Raw genomic sequence first — 16067 nt, 5'->3', positions numbered from 1 at the left:
AATAATATATAAATATTTATATCTATCAATATGCTGGCTATATTGCTAAATCCATAAAAAGTAGGTTGTTTTTTTGGAAATTTTATCATTTTTGTTTTCTCCACTCAGGAACTTCAATCAGTACGGCATTTTTATCTTTTAAAGATTGATTTATGGCTTCTGAAGCCCCTTTCCCCAGTAAATAATTAGTTGCTTCACCTTTTCCTCTCAAGTAATTTTTAATAATAGGACTATCACTATTTGCCCATTTAATCATTTGACTTGTTTTTTTATTTATCAATACACCCAAGGAAGCATCATAAACTAAATCAGAAACCTTGTAAGGTTGCTTTTCAATAAGCACCGAAGTAGTTGCACCTGATACAATTGAACTTCCTATAGCAATAAAATATGTTTTTCCTCCTAAAAGAACTATCGGGCTGTAACCCGATACTACTGCTCCTGATAAAGATATAGTTCTTAGCCCCGCCCTAAAACTACTCAAATCCTTTGCTTGCTGTTCTTTTGACAAAGCAGCAGCATGAGCAGGTAAGACAATAGAAAGCCAATCGTCCTGTTTCTTCCTTTTCTCAGCTTCTTTTCTTACTTCTTCTTGAGTCGTACTTGTCCATTTTAAGGCATTATTTTCCACCGCCACAGCCGCTGCATTCGCCGCCGCATCCACATCACCGTTCGCTACACTGCTCACCGTACCAGCAACCAGTTTACTGTATGCCAAAAGCTGTTCGCGCTCTTTGGTTGTCCAGGTGGCAGGGTTTCTGCTGTTTACCAAAACCTCCCCAACAATCTCCCCTACGACCGCACCGATCGCGCCGTCCTGGCATTTGCCTCTGTTGGCCGCTGCTGCCGCACAGCCGGCCATGGCATGGGCGACTTTGTGGGCGATGTAGTGGTTGTCCAGGCCTTTGATTTTGCTGGCGGCTGCACCATGGGCCGTCTGAACCAGTGCGTCTATGATGGCGTTTTCCAAACTGTCGCCCAGGCTGCCGCCGTTGATGGCGGTGCTGATAACGGCGCTGCTGCCGGCGTTGGCCAGGTTGACGGTGAGGTTGTTGAGGGTGGCGTTGAAGGGCAGGCGTAGGAAGTCGAGCTCCATAAGGAACGCACGCGTTTTTAATTTTAGGCCGTCTGAAATAATTAATTTTCAGACGGCCTTTGAGCTAATATTTCAAATATTGATGAAGCAAAACTGCGAGTATTTCTTACGGAATACTCCTACCCGCATAGAAGCGACAGTATCTACGCTTGCTTTGTGGGCTATGCTATGCATGTGCTTTGCTACACTAGCTAACTGCAGGTAATTTTATATTGATTAATATGTGGTAGCTGGTCTTCAAAATCACAAGCAACTATTGATTTAATACCGTAATCATTTAGTTTAATCAAGAATTTTTTTATATCTGAAATATAATCTGAATTGTTAGTGCATGTAGATTGTTTATAAAACTCAACCAAATAGGGGTAATATAAAAAGCCATCTTCTAAAAATTCTTTTTGCTCTTGATTGTATTCAGAATTTTTACTTAAATCTAAAATAAATATTGATGTTTCGATTGATAAGTGACTATCAAATTTTGTGTCTAAATTTTCTTCTATAACCCTTATTAAATAATCTAAGGAGAAGTCAGAATCAATAAATATTTTGCAAAATAAATCGTTATACATTGTTCTTCCTTTTCAGTTACTTGATATCTATATATGGAGGCTTATCAAAAGCCCCTCCTTTTTGGATAATAGAAATATCCACAGGCATATTTAAATCTCTTTCTAATTCTTTCCTCAAGGGACTTAATCTTGCTTCTCCTGATTGGATTTTCCCCGTTTTTATAGCGTGTAACATCGTACGTTCTTTTGCAGAACCCACATTTGGACTACCAAAATATTCTTTTACTAATTTTTGAAACTGTGTAGGAGATACTCTGACGGCAATATCAATATCAGATGTAATTTTTGCAGTCCCCGCTGCCCTACTGCCTTGTACTAAAATATCATCACTAATTTCTCCTAACCGAGATTTCAATTTTGATGACATGGAGAGTATTTGTTTATATGTTATTCCTTGAGGAATATGAGAAGCCTCTTTAAAAATTGCTCCAGATCCAACTACTGGGCTAAAATCATTTATTACATACCCAAAAGTTTTAATAATGTTTGCATATTTGGATGATGTATAGCGAATAATGCTTTGACCCTGATTTATCATACAGCTCACCGAATCACAATGGAGCCTTGCATACAAAAACTTATTTCCCACATCATTAGCACATGTACTATTCCCTTTGCAAAGCAACATAGCTTCTGCAACAGCCTGATTTTGCACATCTATGATAGCAGTGATAGTTTCTTTGGATAATTTGCTTTTAGCATCACTCTTTGTAACTGATTCGGCAATAATTTTGTTTTTACAGCTCACACTTTTGCCTTTATTACATTCTTGATCTACTCTCTTGCCGATTTCAAGAATTTCAGGATCACTTAGCGCATTATTCTCCACCGCCACCTTAGCCGCATCCGCAGCCGCACTCACATCCCCGCCCTGTACCTGCCACCAGGCGTGAGTAGGCTAGGATTTGTTTGTATTCTTCAGGGTTGAGGTTTTTAACATTTCGGCCGTTCAGTAACTTTTCGCCAACAATTTCACCCACAGCGGCGCCAATCGCGCCATCTTGGCATTTGCCCTTATTCGCTGCCGCCGCCGCACAACCGGCCATTGCATGGGCGACTTTGTGGGCGATGTGGTGGTTGTCCAAAGCTTTAATCTTGCTCGCCGCTGCACCATGCCCGGTTTGCACCAAAGCACTCAATATGGCATTTTCCAAACTGTCTTTCAGGCTGCCGCCGTTGATGGCGGTGTGGGTAGCGGCTGCGGCACTTGAATTAATCAGGTTGGTGGTAAACGTACCCGTCCAACCGTAGCCGGTATTGGCCGCTACTTGGTTGCCGGCATTGGCGGCAATATCGCCCAAACCGTTTAATACGCCGGCGGTAACGGCTGCGGTAACGACTTGCTTGGCTGTGCTGCTGCGACCAAGGTCTTTCAGGGCTTTGCCGATATCGCCTTTGTTGTTGATAACGGCGATGGCGGTTTGGCTGTAAAGGCTGGTCAGTGCTGCGGCTTTCATTGCGGCTGCGGTGCTGATGGTTGTGGTTGCCGCGGTGGCACCGGCAGCTGCTCCTGCGGCTCCGCCACTTGCGGCGGCTCCACCACTTGCGGCACCGGCTGCGGCGCCGGTGCCGGCACCGTATGTGAGTATGGTAACGATAATAACGATAATCGCAGCACCGGCACCGGTAAGGCCTTCGTGTTTGTAGTCCCATTTTTGGTATTCGAGCTGTACCTGGTTCCAGTTGACGTCTTTGGCCGCCTGAAATTGTTTCAGGTAGGCGTATGCGGGCTGTTTGGCCAGCTTCTTGATTTTGTTTTTTAATTTTAGGCCGTCTGAAATAATCAATTTTCAGACGGCCTTTGTTTTAATATTTTCAAATTCCAAATGTTGATGAAAATTTGGGAAAAACACGTGCGTTTCTGCCGAAATACGCCTCACTCTTGCAGGCTATGCGTACTGAATTTTTATAATTAAAAGCAAGTAGTTCGATATAGTTTTATTGAGGAAATAGAAGGATGATTTTTCTCTTCTAAAATACATGATTTATCTAAAGGTAAGGTAATTTTTCCTGTACGTAAGCGTAGCCAACCGTCTCCTTCCCATGAACTCTACGTTTCTATTTCTGCCTCGCTATCCATAGCTTGAAAATTAGCTAATTGAGTTGTACAAGAGCATAGCAGTATTGCAGTTAATAAAATATATGATTTTTTCATTTGAAATTACTCTTAATCCATCAAGGGATAAATTCTTGCATTTCGTTTAAATTTTTGGGGTTTCTAAAAATATATTTTCCATTTTTGTTTGGCTTTATAATAACCTGCTTTGGTTCAAATGTATGTTGAATCCCCGTTGATGTATCTTTAAAGATACCCATATTAAGCCCAATTAATTTTCCTTTGTTATAATCATAATATATTTTTCCATATCGAATATTATCTATTACGGCATCATCTATGATAGATAAAATATTGTCCATCATTTTCATTTCCTCAATAATTGCTGCTTCATGTGCTTTTTGGTAAAGAGAGTCATTTGAGCCAACTCCAGGAAGCATATTTAGTTTGTTTTTGCTTAATTGCTCATTAAATTCATGAGCAATGAGAGCATTACCCGTCAATACAATTTTGTTAGCATCCAATTTTTCCATGTCGCCTACGTCGAATCTCCCCGTGATCCAAGAGCCGCCAGCTGTTAAGCCATCGTTGTAGACTAGGGTAATTTGAGCAGTACCCGTTTTTTCTTGAATAATGTTGTTTAACATATTATAGAAGGCTAATTGTTTAGCATTTAAGTTTGCTGTTGTGGCATTGCCAATCGGCACAAGAGTTATGATTTCATAACCTTGGTTGTTAAATTTTCCTGTACCTTTAAGCTCAAATTTTCCATCCAGTTCATTTTTCACTTTATCATTAAATTTTTTTTTGGCTTTAGGATTACTTTTAGGATTGAAAGCCAAAAGATTATTTTCTACGGCAGTTTTAGCCGTGTTAGCAGCCACATTCACATCCCCGCCGGCCAAGCCCGCTGCCGTACCTGCCACCAGGCGTGAGTAGGCTAGGATTTGTTTGTATTCTTCAGGGTTGAGGTTTTTAACATTTCGGCCGTTCAGTAACTTTTCGCCAACAATTTCACCCACAGCGGCGCCAATCGCGCCATCTTGGCATTTGCCTTTATTTGCTGCCGCCGCCGCACAACCGGCCATCGCATGGGCGACTTTGTGGGCGATGTAGTGGTTGTCCAGGCCTTTGATTTTGCTGGCGGCGGCACCATGGGCCGTCTGAACCAGTGCGTCTATGATGGCGTTTTCCAAACTGTCGCCCAGGCTGCCGCCGTTGATGGCGGTGCTGATAACGGCGCTGCTGCCGGCGTTGGCCAGGTTGACGGTGAGGTTGTTGAGGGTGGCGCTGTCGCTCCATTGTAGCGCTGAAGAGGCGCCGATTTTATCGGCCACGCCGGCGGTGATGACGGCGGTAGCGAGTTTTCGATGTTTAATGGCTTTTAGGTAACCGTATAGTAGGTCGCAAATTTATGTTGGGTTACGTTTGAGATTAACTAAACCTACACTTACTTATAATCGCTAGTACAATTATTGTCAGGATATAGCCAGTATAATGTTCCTTCATTTTCATTGTGAGAAGAATCAATTAATATTTCTATACTTTCCTCATCTCGACAAAATATATTTGGTTTTATTTCTATAAAATTATGTAGTTTCAACCTTTCCTTTATACTTTCATACGAAGTATATTTTAAGTTTATCGAAACAATAAACCACCTGCCAGCTCTGCCTTGTGTTAATGTTGAAAGAATCGTACCGTTATTTAATATAAAGGTAATCTCATCTTGGATAAGGGCAAGCTTCATCTCTGCATCAGGCCTATAGCTTGATTCTTTACTAGGCTTAAAAAATACTATAATTACAGTAAAAAATATAAGCATCAATATAGACTTGATAAATCTTATTTTTTTGAATATTTTTATCATTTTATTTCTCCAATTTTTCCTACAGCCTCACCTCCTATTGAAAAACCTACGCCCGTACCAATCTCCATTGTAAATTTTTTGGGAGTACTGCCTATGGTTGAAGAAACTCCCAAGCACCCTCCATATAGGCAATTTTTCCCACTAACAGATACACCTTTTAAAGTTTCAGTAATTGATGTACCCAACTTATTCCTTTCTGCCGGGGATAAGTTAACAACCCAGCCCAAATTAAATGAACCTCCTAATTTAGCATTGCCTTTCGAATTATTAGCTCCACCAGAGACAGACATAAAGACTTCCCCGGTTCGGGTGTTGATGATGACTCTAGTGCTTTTACCCACAAAGGCTCCTTGAGGAAGAGATACTTCAACTGCAACGAAATGAGGCATTCCTAATGGTGTGTAATTCCCACAAAATGAATCTCCCCCTCCAGCAGCTCTGCATTGATTATAATCCCCACTCAGTAATCCTTCTTGAATGATATTAAGAGTATTATTCTCCACCGCCACCTTAGCCGCATCCGCAGCCACATTCACATCCCCGCCGGCCAAGCCCGCGGCTGTACCTGCCACCAGGCGTGAGTAGGCTAGGATTTGTTTGTATTCTTCCGGGTTGAGGTTTTTAACATTTCGGCCGTTCAGTAACTTTTCGCCAACAATTTCGCCCACAGCGGCGCCAATTGCGCCGTTTTGGCATTTGCCCTTATTCGCTGCCGCCGCCGCACAACCGGCCATCGCATGGGCGACTTTGTGGGCTATGTAGTGGTTGTCCAGGCCTTTGATTTTGCTGGCGGCTGCACCATGGCCGTCTGAATCAGTACGGTCAGGATGGCGCTTTCTAAACTTAGGCTTGGGTTACGCTTGAGACTACCCAAATCTACACTTGCTTCGGTGATGAGGCCACATTTATGCGCATTAAGAAAATACGTTTACTATTCTTTCCAATATCTGACTACATAATCAGCTCCTAATTCATTTTGTAATTTATCAGCTAATTCTCTACCACGCTGATGAAAATTATCTTCATCTTGAGGGGATTCGAAATCAGATAATTGAGGAGCATGTGTTACTAATATATCATCGAAACAAGCCGCCCATTGTTCCAGTTCTTTTATAAGTTGCAAAGAGATGGGTAGGGATGTGAGTTCTATATTATATCCACCTAAATATTCAGTTTTATAATTTGAACTATCATCCCAAACTGGCGAGCAAAAATAATCAGCCATTAATTTTAAATATATCATAAGTAGCCTCCATTCCTATTTATTAAAATTAGCACCAACGATATAACCATTGCTTGCTGTGGTGATTGCCATTCTATAGGTCTTATTTTTATATGAAAACTCATATATAGGCCTTCCACCTACTTCACCTTTAGGATTTGCAATATTACCTTGATATCCAATAATTTTTCCTTTTGTCAATGCTGTTTTTACAACATCTGAAATTTCAGATTGAGATAACCCTCTTTGAGTAAATTCATTTCCATGCCGATCAATAATATGCTTCAAACCGGATTTACTGTTGCCGGTCTCAAGGAATACATTCTTTCCATGAATATTTGTAGCCGCAAAAACTACATTTTTTTCAGTTAGATTTGCTCCGGCTGCTTTTAACTGTTTAATTACCCCCTGAGTACTGGACTCTATAACTTTCCCAGCAGCTTTTCCAACAATAGCGCTTACTATTTCATCTTTTGCATAATTGCCAATATAACAAGTATACATACTGCTATTGCATAAAGAAAATTTACGATTATTCTCTTTTAGTATCTCTACATAATTTATCCCTTGCTTACTCAGATATGTATTATGTACTTTCATGGCTTGCTCTAATGCTGAAAAACTTGTAGCAGAGTATTCCTTTTGCAAACGTTTAATACAGGCATTATCACCCCTGGAAACACAATTATTAAATTCTTGAATATTATTTTTTACTACGTTGCTGATATTTCGATTCCATGTTTGGCACGCTCCTGAAGAAGGGTTATTACTACACTCTTTCCACTCGTCTGCAAATTGATTGGCTTGAGTTTGTTTTAACAGATTATTCTCCACCGCCACCTTAGCAGCATCCGCAGCCGCATTCACATCCCCGCCGGCCAAGCCCGCTGCTGTACCTGCTACCAGGCGTGAGTAGGCTAGGATTTGTTTGTATTCTTCCGGATTGAGGGTTTTAACATTTCGGCCGTTCAGTAATTTTTCGCCAACAATTTCCCCTACTGCCGCGCCAATCGCGCCATCTTGGCATTTGCCCTTATTCGCTGCCGCTGCCGCACAGCCGGCCATGGCATGGGCGACTTTGTGGGCGATGTAGTGGTTGTCCAGGCCTTTGATTTTGCTGGCGGCGGCACCATGGGCCGTCTGAACCAGTGCGGCTATGATGGCGTTTTCCAAACTGTCGCCCAGGCTGCCGCCGTTGATGGCGGTGCTGATAACGGCGCTGCTGCCGGCGTTGGCCAGGTTGACAGTGAGGTTGTTGAGGGTGGCCCTGTCGCTCCATTGCAGTGCTGAAGAGGCGCCGATTTTATCGGCTACGCCGGCGGTGATAACGGCGGTAGCGAGTTTTTTGACGGTGCTGCTTCTGCCCAGATCTTTGAAGGTTTTACCGAGGTTGCCTTTGTTGTTGACCAGGCTGACTGAGGCTTGGGTGGCCAGCGACAGGAAGGCGGCATTGGCCATGGTGGCCGATATGCCGGTTACGGCGGTGCCGCTCAGTGCGGAGGCGATACCTGCGCCCGCCCCGCCGGTAACGGCGGCCAGCGCCAGCGCAATAATTGCCGCTCCGGCGCCGGTGAGGCCTTCGTGTTTGTAGTCCCATTTTTGGTATTCGAGCTGTACCTGGTTCCAGTTGACGTCTTTGGCCATCTGTAATTGTTTCAGGTAGGCGTATTCGGGCTGTTTGGCGAGTTTCTTGATTTTGTTTTTTAATTTTAGGCCGTCTGAAATAATCAATTTTCAGACGGCCTTTGCTTTAACATTTTTATATTGATGAATGTTTGGAAAGTCCGTGTGCGTTCCTTGAGGAATACACCTCATACAGGCTATGCTTACTATTATATTTATTTAGTATATTGATATTCTTCCTGTTTTTTAATTAAGTATCTTTCCCAATTTTTATATATTTGTAGAGTAATTTCATCATTAGTAAGTTGACTAGGCTTGCACTCATAAGATCTAGGCATGTATCTTACAAAGGATTCGATTTCTTCTGGATAATCAAAATCTGCATAAATATTTTCCACTACTCCTAAAGGATCTAGGACCTCATTCCGGTTAATAAATAAATTTTGTAAAATCATGAATAACCACTTATCTGTGTCATAAGTATTTTTTGTTTCTACTAGACTTTCCAATATTGGTTTAATTTTATAAATTGAGGATTTATCAATTTGAGATAATTCCAAAATTAAAAAATCTTTTTGGGTTTCTTGTGTTGCTAAAAAGTATTTTGATATATCAATAACATCAATCCAGCCTAAATAATTATGTTCATAACCCCATAAAATATCTGACCAATTTAAGTGAATTTTATTTCTAAATAAGTTCAAATCAATACACATGGTTTATCCTTAAAATTACTTTTGTACTCTTTGATTGGGTCTGCCGTTAATTACTCCCCCTTCAATAAACCTTTGATGAGTTACATTGCGTGACGGATCTATTATATATTCATAAACTCCTTTTCTACCACATAAAGACCCCTCTTTTTGCAATAGAGTACGTTCGAGGTGATGCTGACTTTATCTTGGATGTAGGACAGCCAAATGGCTTCCCGCTGGAATGGCAACAGCCGTGTGCTTTTATGGAGTTTCATCTCAGTATTGTCTTTCAAATACTGTAAACAACGCTAGGTTTTTCTACATACGGAATACACACAGACTGTACTTGTTAAATTACATCTTTTATTTAATTGGAAATAAAGGGCACTTCATATTCAAAGGTAAGTTATTAGCCAAAAAAATCTGATAAATTTCATTCTTAAATAGAACCCATCGATTATCTGATAAATCAAGAGAAAGGTTAAGATATTCCCCTCTTTCCAATGCACATTTATCTACTATTTCATCTAATTTTTCTGTAGAAGTAACATAACATAAGTCCCAGATAAAGCTTTGTAATTCAGGAAATTTCACCCCTGATCCCAACTTAAAAGTTAATGGATATTCTCCCATTTTTTTAACTAATTTTTCTGGAATATCAAGTTGATGGATTTCAGCAAGATTTTTATCTGCTATAAAACTCCAAGTAATCAAATCACACTTGAAACAGCGATAAATAAATTCAAGACAAATTTGTAGATTATATCTATTCTCCTCAAAACTTTGCTTTTCAGAAACGTAGAGAAATGAATCTAATGAGTAGTCATCAGATGTAAGCCACTGTAATTGTTCTATTAATTTATTTATATGATTATTTTTTTGCATTGGTAATCTCGCGTTCTATTGGGAATTTTAATTTTAAAACTTTGTTGTTATTGATAGCTTTAATGATGGGGCTGTTTATGTCAATATTTGCTGTTGTATCTGTAGTTTTATTGCTTGCATTGCCTGATGGTTGGTATAGTACTGTTTCACCACCATTTTTAATTCCCCCATTTACTTCATATAACTTACTTCCGTCTGTACTTTCTTTTAATATATATTTCTTTCCAGTTAAATACTGATTAACAAAATCTTGTGCAGATACATTCGGGTTAGATGAAGGAGCCATTTCTCGGGTGGTGCCTGGAGTTCCTTTTGCAGTAATACCGGGGCGAACACCATTATTTAATTGCTTAATTGCCTGTTGGTTGAAAACTGTACTTTGCAACGTATTAACAGGAGGCTTAGCATTTTTCGCAATTCTTTCAATAGCTGCTACTTCAGCTTTAACCAAAGCCCTGCCGCCTCTGCCTTTGGTAACCACATTCAAAATAGTCTGTAAACCTCAGGTTGCCTTTGGGATATCAGCTATATGGCTGCCGAGGGGCGCTACATTTGCAGAAGTCGGGAGGGTGCAGTGGGGCTGTGAATGAGAAAGGCTACCTGAAAAATTTATCTGCTTTCAGGCAGCCTCCAGCTCACACTGTTAACGTAGACAGCAGGTCTCGCTCGCTTTTTTTCGCCATTATATTCATACGATTATGCTACGCTAATCGTATCTACTCTGGCTACGTTGGCACAATTGAAAACAAAGGATGTTTCATATCCCAAGATAAGCTATTTTCCGTAAATACCCTATTAATCTCAACGTAGAATTGAACCCATTTTTTATCTGACATATCAATCATTTCAACAGTATATACTCCCCTATTTAAACCACATTTATCTGAAATAGTAACCAATTTTGGGGTAGCAACTACATAGGACCATTCCCAAATCATATCCTGTAATTTGCTATCACTTTTATTCAAATTTAGTTCAGTATAGTATGGCAACTCTCCCATCTTTCTTGCAAAATTTTCAGGGATATTTAACTGGTTTTCAATAAACAAATCTTCTTTAATCTCAAAAGCACATGAAATTAAATCACATTTCAGACATCGATAAATAAACTCGATACAGCTTTGAAGGCGATATTCATAATTACCAATATAGTCGCTTTGATGAATATTGTAAAAAGATGCTATATTCCATTCATCTGAAGTTAACCATTGTAGTTTTTGAAGTAAATAAAAAAAGTAATCATTTGGTTGCATTGGAAACTTCACTTTTTACTGGGAATTTTAATTTTAAAATATCATTTTGATTCATAATCTTAACTGCTGCACTATTAATCTCAACAGTAGCTGTCGTATCAGTAGTTCTATTGCTCGCATTGCCTGCTGCACGATACGTTACTGTGATGCCACCAGCTTGTTTACCTCCACCATTTACATGATATAGCTTACTTCCATTTGGAAGGTTTTCCATTGTGTATTTTTTTCCTATTAGATATTGATTAATAAAATCTTGTGCAGAGACATTTGGGTTAGATGAAGGAGCCATTTCTCGAGTGGTACCTGGAGTTCCTTTGGCGGTAATCCCTGGGCGAACACCGTTATTTAATTGCTTAATTGCCTGTTGGTTGAAAACTGTACTTTGCAACGTATTAACAGGAGGCTTAGCATTTTTCGCAATTCTTTCAATAGCTGCTACTTCAGCCTTAACCAAAGCCCTGCCGCCTCTGCCTTTGGTAATCACATTCAAAATAGTCTGTAAACCAAAGCCTTGTGCTGCGAGAATTGTTGCTTGTTCGCTGGTTGGTAAGGTTGCCATATAATCTGCGGCCAACCTGTTTTGCTCAAGACGGTTTAAAATGGCTGTTTCTGATGCACCGGCGGCTTTCAGCTCAGATATAGTAATTTGCCGGTGCACTTCTTGCAGATGGGGGTTGCCGATTAACCCTACAGGAGCCCACGACATGCCACTGGATTCATAAATATCTCCTTTCTCGAACTTAGGGTGTAAGTTTATATTGGGTTACGCTTTAGGTTGACCTACTCTACACTTACTTACTCTTTATTAATTATTAACGGCATCCATACAGGGTCTTCGTCTTTATTAAGATTGGGGCAATCACCTTTTTCAGAAAGTTGCGGCCATAAGAAATTATTGGTTTTATACTCCCCTGTTAACAGATTATGAATATCATTATCTAAACTGTCAAAGATAGTTGCTAGGCTTTGAGCTGCGATTCTTGCAGTTTGTAGTGCGCCACTAGCTTGCCCAATATCTTCATTTTCTATTGCTTTTTGATAAATATTTATATATTTAAAAAAAACATTTATTTCTGTCTGTATTTCCTTATCCCAATCATCTTCATCGCTATAAAAAGCTCGCCAAATCAGAAGGCCATCGTCCCCACGCTCCCATGTGATTACATCATCCTTTAAATCAAACCCCTGCTTGAGGCCTAATACCCATAGAGTATTTTTTACATCATTAAATTTATTCATGTTTTTTTCCTTTATTTTAAGTTTAATTTTCTGCCTTTAGAAGCTTCTGTTTTAATTTGATTTTGAGATCCATCCATATTTAAAACAAATTTTGCATTTCCTGTTCTATCAAAAACTTCAATATGATTCTTATGCTTGTTATCAAGATAGAATATATCACCTGATTTTAGTATTCCATCAGATTTACGAACTTGATAAACAGACTGCCCTTGATACTGAAACTTTGTCTTTTCTGAAATTTGAGAAAGTTGTTTACCAAAAGGATTGTGTTTCATATATGTGCTCATATTCGGAACACCGCCTACATTAGGGATATAAGGTTTATTTTTTGCTAAATAATCATTAACCTTTTTAGCAGCCTCTCCTCTATTGGCTTTATTAAGCTCTGTACCCACTACTATATCAATGATTGCTCTTGCATCGTTCCAATCCAATGTTCCGTCTGACAATGTAATCAGGTTGTCTGCTAAATCATACCCCTCATCCTTTAAAGTTTGTTTTAAATCTTTGGTTGTGATTTTGCCATTTCGCAACCCTTTCTTAGCAGCTTTATAAACAATTTTTGCTCCAGTAACTACCGCTTTAATAGCATTATTTTCTACTGCTGTTTGTGCTGATTGAGCCGCTACATTCACATTCCCACCGGCTATACCTGCTGTGGTACCGGCTACAAGTTTTGCATAGGCAGTAATTTTCTTAGTCTCTTGCTCTACTTGCTCTAATGTCATGCTGCTGAAATCGGTATTTTTAGTCAGATACTCGCCAACAATTTCGCCTACTGCCGCGCCAATCGCGCCATCTTGGCATTTGCCCTTATTCGCTGCCGCTGCCGCACAGCCTGCCATGGCATGGGCGACTTTGTGGGCGATGTAGTGGTTGTCCAGGCCTTTGATTTTGCTGGCGGCTGCACCATGGGCCGTCTGAACCAGTGCGGCTATGATGGCGCTTTCCAAACTGTCGCCCAGGCTGCCGCCGTTGATGGCGGTGCTGATAACGGCGCTGCTGCCGGCGTTGGCCAGGTTGACGGTGAGGTTGTTGAGGGTGTCGCTGTCGCTCCATTGTAGCGCTGAAGAGGCGCCGATTTTATCGGCTACACCGGCGGTAATGACGGCGGTAGCGAGTTTTTTGACGGTGCTGCTTCTGCCCAGATCTTTGAAGGTTTTACCGAGGTTGCCTTTGTTGTTGACCAGGCTGACTGAGGCTTGGGTGGCCAGCGACAGGAAGGCGGCATTGGCCATGGTGGCGGATATGCCGGTTACGGCGGTGCCGGTCAGTGCGGAGGCGATACCTGCGCCCGCCCCGCCGGTAACGGCGGCCAGCGCCAGCGCAATAATTGCCGCTCCGGCGCCGGTGAGGCCTTCGTGTTTGTAGTCCCATTTTTGGTATTCGAGCTGTACCTGGTTCCAGTTGACGTCTTTGGCCATCTGTAATTGTTTCAGGTAGGCGTATTCGGGCTGTTTGGCGAGTTTCTCGATTTCGGTTTTGAGTTTTGGATTTAAGGCCGTCTGAAAGATGAAGCTGTTCAGACGGCCTTGGCTCTAATATTTCAAATTCCAAATATTGATGAAAATTTGAGAAAAACACATGCTTTCCTTACGAAACATACCTACTCATGCCGAATTTGAAATTTAATTATGAAACTCTTCTTCCGTTTGGTTAAAATATAACTCTCGACCTCGCTGCATTATTTCAGTCCAATTAGCATAGCTGAGTTTAACTTGCTCATTATACGAATAGATAGTAAATTCGATTTTCTTATCATCAGTTATGGCAATTTCCATAAACGATTCATTCTCAATGGAATCTGCATAAACACATACATAAGCATATTCACATGCTATGTCACTTATTTGTTCAAAAACTAAACTTAAAGTCATTTATCAACGCCTCTATAACCAATAAATTCACCTAATTTATACCAACTAGCTGCTTTACAATTTGGTAAAGTATAAGTCACTCAACCATTAGGATAACGTGCACTTATTTTAAATCAAGGGCGTGCTCCTTGCTGCCTCTGCTCATGCAGACTGCACTTGCTTAATTTACTCTTTTTCCATCCAATAAGGTAAACATGAACGACATAAGTAAAAAATAAATATAGTTAGTGCTAACGCATAGAGCGCTCCTTCAAGATTTAAATGAATAGACCATTGAAATATAAATAATATTAATAACATTTCTAAATAAAACAGAACGAAAGATATTGATATAATAATAATTAAATTTTTTCTATTGTTAATCTGAAATATTTTTAATAACAAATCAATATTAACTTCAATTAATATACTGGCAAATAGACTAAATCCATAAAGAGTGGAATGTTTGTCAGGAAATTTAATCATTTACGTTTTCTCCACTCCGGTACTTCAATTAATATAACGTGAGTTCGGGATCGAATTCACGTTAAATAATTAGATTAATTAAAAAAAACAGTTATCCAATTGCCGTTTCTATAGGGGAACGATCTCTGTTTAGCTTTATTAAGTTTTTATTAAATTTTTTCAGCAAGCGTAGGGTGTACTCCTTATAGAGAACAGCCTACACACGCAGGCTACATTTTCTGGTTGCTAATCTCTAAATAAAAAATATACTAATTGCGCAAAACTCCAAGCTATCACTCCTAGGATTGTGCCAACCAAAAGCCCGTTTGCCAATATTTCCAACCATGGAAATTCTATCGGCTCCGATCGTTTATATGCAACAGTAAGAAAGGTTGAAAATACAACAAAATTCAATAAAAATATCATTTTTAGCAGTGATTTATACCAAACATTTGATTCATTCATGAACTTTAAGCCCAGTATTGAGAAAATTACATCAAATATATAATTCATTTATTACCCCTCTCTTTATCATAAGTCCCTTGAGCTGCGGCAGTAGCGGCTTTATTCACAGCAGTACCATTTCCATAAATAACAACAGGAACGGTTGAGGCGGTACTTTTAACATTTATCCAGCTAAATGGTCTGTAACCGGCAGCAGCAGAGCCAGCACCAATGGCACTATTCGTAAGAAAACCAATGCCTCCAGCAATAACTACTTTATTAGGGTCTATATTTTGAGTACAAGATTTAACTGATCCATTATTGATTATACAAGTACCAGCTTGTTTTCCTGCTTCTATCACTGCAGATAATCCACCTCCAATAGTTCCGGAGGTCAAAGCTGCTTTAAGAACGGGCTTTGCTGCAACCACTTTGTATAAAGTTGCCAGCTCTGCTCCAGTAAAATAAACACCCGCTATAAACATACCTTCCGATATGCTTTTTGCTAATTTATGCTCAAATGAGCCAGACCATGAAAGATTTCGCAATGCAGTATTTTTAGCATCTGAAATTCTTTTTGTCTGCTCAAATGAAGACCATTTTCTGCCATTTGCTGATAATAAGCTGTCTAAAGAGTAACCTCCTTTTCCGTATTCATTCAAATAGGCAGCCAAATCAAATCGCTCATATTCAGTTAGTTGTTTGCCGGTATTGAATTTATACAGCAATTCATCACTGTATTGGTCTTTGGTTAATAGCTTCAATAGTTCCATTGAGTCTTTATTACTGGCTTG

The 16067-nt window shown here is 40.0% G+C and carries 11 protein-coding genes and 6 pseudogenes; all 17 read right to left on the bottom strand.

Annotation, left to right across the window (positions count from 1 at the left end; all coding sequences use genetic code 11):
* Nucleotides 1–613: 613 nt before the first annotated feature.
* Nucleotides 614–1057 (bottom strand): annotated as a pseudogene (locus tag LVJ83_RS11085) (DUF637 domain-containing protein); the annotation flags it as partial.
* Between the two features lie 230 nt (nt 1058–1287).
* A complete protein-coding gene (locus LVJ83_RS11080) occupies nt 1288–1665 on the bottom strand; it encodes a hypothetical protein (RefSeq protein WP_244784645.1) in 378 nt (125 codons plus the stop codon).
* Between the two features lie 16 nt (nt 1666–1681).
* Nucleotides 1682–2293, bottom strand: a complete 612-nt coding sequence (locus tag LVJ83_RS13620; protein WP_342345088.1) for a nucleotidyltransferase domain-containing protein — start codon at nt 2291–2293, stop codon at nt 1682–1684.
* Between the two features lie 180 nt (nt 2294–2473).
* Nucleotides 2474–3428, bottom strand: a pseudogene (locus LVJ83_RS11070) (DUF637 domain-containing protein); the annotation flags it as partial.
* A gap of 1102 nt (nt 3429–4530) precedes the next feature.
* Nucleotides 4531–5091 (bottom strand): annotated as a pseudogene (locus LVJ83_RS11065) (DUF637 domain-containing protein); the annotation flags it as partial.
* Between the two features lie 80 nt (nt 5092–5171).
* Nucleotides 5172–5591: a hypothetical protein gene (locus tag LVJ83_RS11060; protein WP_244784643.1), complete on the bottom strand. Its 420-nt coding sequence runs from the start codon at nt 5589–5591 to the stop codon at nt 5172–5174.
* A 482-nt stretch (nt 5592–6073) separates the two neighbouring features.
* Nucleotides 6074–6507: pseudogene (locus tag LVJ83_RS11055) on the bottom strand (VENN motif pre-toxin domain-containing protein); the annotation flags it as partial.
* A 15-nt stretch (nt 6508–6522) separates the two neighbouring features.
* Nucleotides 6523–6834 (bottom strand): hypothetical protein, encoded by a 312-nt coding sequence (locus LVJ83_RS11050; RefSeq protein WP_244784641.1) that lies wholly within the window; start codon nt 6832–6834, stop codon nt 6523–6525.
* 15 nt (nt 6835–6849) lie between these two features.
* Nucleotides 6850–8520: pseudogene (locus LVJ83_RS11045) on the bottom strand (DUF637 domain-containing protein); the annotation flags it as partial.
* A 131-nt stretch (nt 8521–8651) separates the two neighbouring features.
* On the bottom strand, nt 8652–9152 hold the full coding sequence (locus LVJ83_RS11040; RefSeq protein ID WP_244784640.1) for a DUF2247 family protein: 501 nt from the start codon (nt 9150–9152) through the stop codon (nt 8652–8654).
* Nucleotides 9153–9494: 342 nt separating this feature from the next.
* Complete coding sequence (locus LVJ83_RS11035) at nt 9495–10016, bottom strand: hypothetical protein (RefSeq protein ID WP_244784638.1); 522 nt, start codon at nt 10014–10016, stop codon at nt 9495–9497.
* On the bottom strand, nt 10003–10503 hold the full coding sequence (locus LVJ83_RS11030; protein WP_244784636.1) for a hypothetical protein: 501 nt from the start codon (nt 10501–10503) through the stop codon (nt 10003–10005). Before LVJ83_RS11030 ends, LVJ83_RS11035 begins: the two co-directional genes overlap by 14 nt.
* Before the next feature lie 238 nt (nt 10504–10741).
* Nucleotides 10742–11269 carry a hypothetical protein gene (locus LVJ83_RS11025; RefSeq protein ID WP_244784634.1) on the bottom strand — a complete coding sequence of 176 codons (528 nt, stop codon included), beginning with the start codon at nt 11267–11269 and terminating at the stop codon, nt 10742–10744.
* Complete coding sequence (locus LVJ83_RS11020; protein WP_244784632.1) at nt 11256–11975, bottom strand: hypothetical protein; 720 nt, start codon at nt 11973–11975, stop codon at nt 11256–11258. The genes LVJ83_RS11025 and LVJ83_RS11020 overlap by 14 nt, the downstream gene beginning before the upstream one ends.
* Before the next feature lie 89 nt (nt 11976–12064).
* On the bottom strand, nt 12065–12508 hold the full coding sequence (locus tag LVJ83_RS11015) for a DUF6853 family protein (protein ID WP_244784630.1): 444 nt from the start codon (nt 12506–12508) through the stop codon (nt 12065–12067).
* An 11-nt stretch (nt 12509–12519) separates the two neighbouring features.
* Nucleotides 12520–13995 (bottom strand): annotated as a pseudogene (locus tag LVJ83_RS11010) (DUF637 domain-containing protein); the annotation flags it as partial.
* 141 nt (nt 13996–14136) lie between these two features.
* The gene (locus LVJ83_RS11005) at nt 14137–14385 is read right to left on the bottom strand and encodes a hypothetical protein (protein ID WP_244784628.1); all 249 of its coding nucleotides are present in this window, start codon (nt 14383–14385) and stop codon (nt 14137–14139) included.
* Between the last annotated feature and the right edge of the window lie 1682 nt (nt 14386–16067).

The organism is Uruburuella testudinis (genome assembly GCF_022870865.1).
Taxonomy (GTDB): Bacteria; Pseudomonadota; Gammaproteobacteria; order Burkholderiales; family Neisseriaceae; genus Neisseria; species Neisseria testudinis.
This window is presented reverse-complemented; position numbering and strand designations above follow the sequence as displayed.

What these genes read in the sequence shown, in the direction of transcription:
- LVJ83_RS11080 (WP_244784645.1), bottom strand. Translation starts at nt 1,665, where the DNA reads ATGTATAACGATTTATTTTGCAAAATATTTATTGATTCTGACTTCTCC.
- LVJ83_RS13620 (WP_342345088.1), bottom strand. Translation starts at nt 2,293, where the DNA reads ATGTTGCTTTGCAAAGGGAATAGTACATGTGCTAATGATGTGGGAAAT.
- LVJ83_RS11060 (WP_244784643.1), bottom strand. Translation starts at nt 5,591, where the DNA reads ATGATAAAAATATTCAAAAAAATAAGATTTATCAAGTCTATATTGATG.
- LVJ83_RS11050 (WP_244784641.1), bottom strand. Translation starts at nt 6,834, where the DNA reads ATGATATATTTAAAATTAATGGCTGATTATTTTTGCTCGCCAGTTTGG.
- LVJ83_RS11040 (WP_244784640.1), bottom strand. Translation starts at nt 9,152, where the DNA reads ATGTGTATTGATTTGAACTTATTTAGAAATAAAATTCACTTAAATTGG.
- LVJ83_RS11035 (WP_244784638.1), bottom strand. Translation starts at nt 10,016, where the DNA reads ATGCAAAAAAATAATCATATAAATAAATTAATAGAACAATTACAGTGG.
- LVJ83_RS11025 (WP_244784634.1), bottom strand. Translation starts at nt 11,269, where the DNA reads ATGCAACCAAATGATTACTTTTTTTATTTACTTCAAAAACTACAATGG.
- LVJ83_RS11020 (WP_244784632.1), bottom strand. Translation starts at nt 11,975, where the DNA reads ATGTCGTGGGCTCCTGTAGGGTTAATCGGCAACCCCCATCTGCAAGAA.
- LVJ83_RS11015 (WP_244784630.1), bottom strand. Translation starts at nt 12,508, where the DNA reads ATGAATAAATTTAATGATGTAAAAAATACTCTATGGGTATTAGGCCTC.
- LVJ83_RS11005 (WP_244784628.1), bottom strand. Translation starts at nt 14,385, where the DNA reads ATGACTTTAAGTTTAGTTTTTGAACAAATAAGTGACATAGCATGTGAA.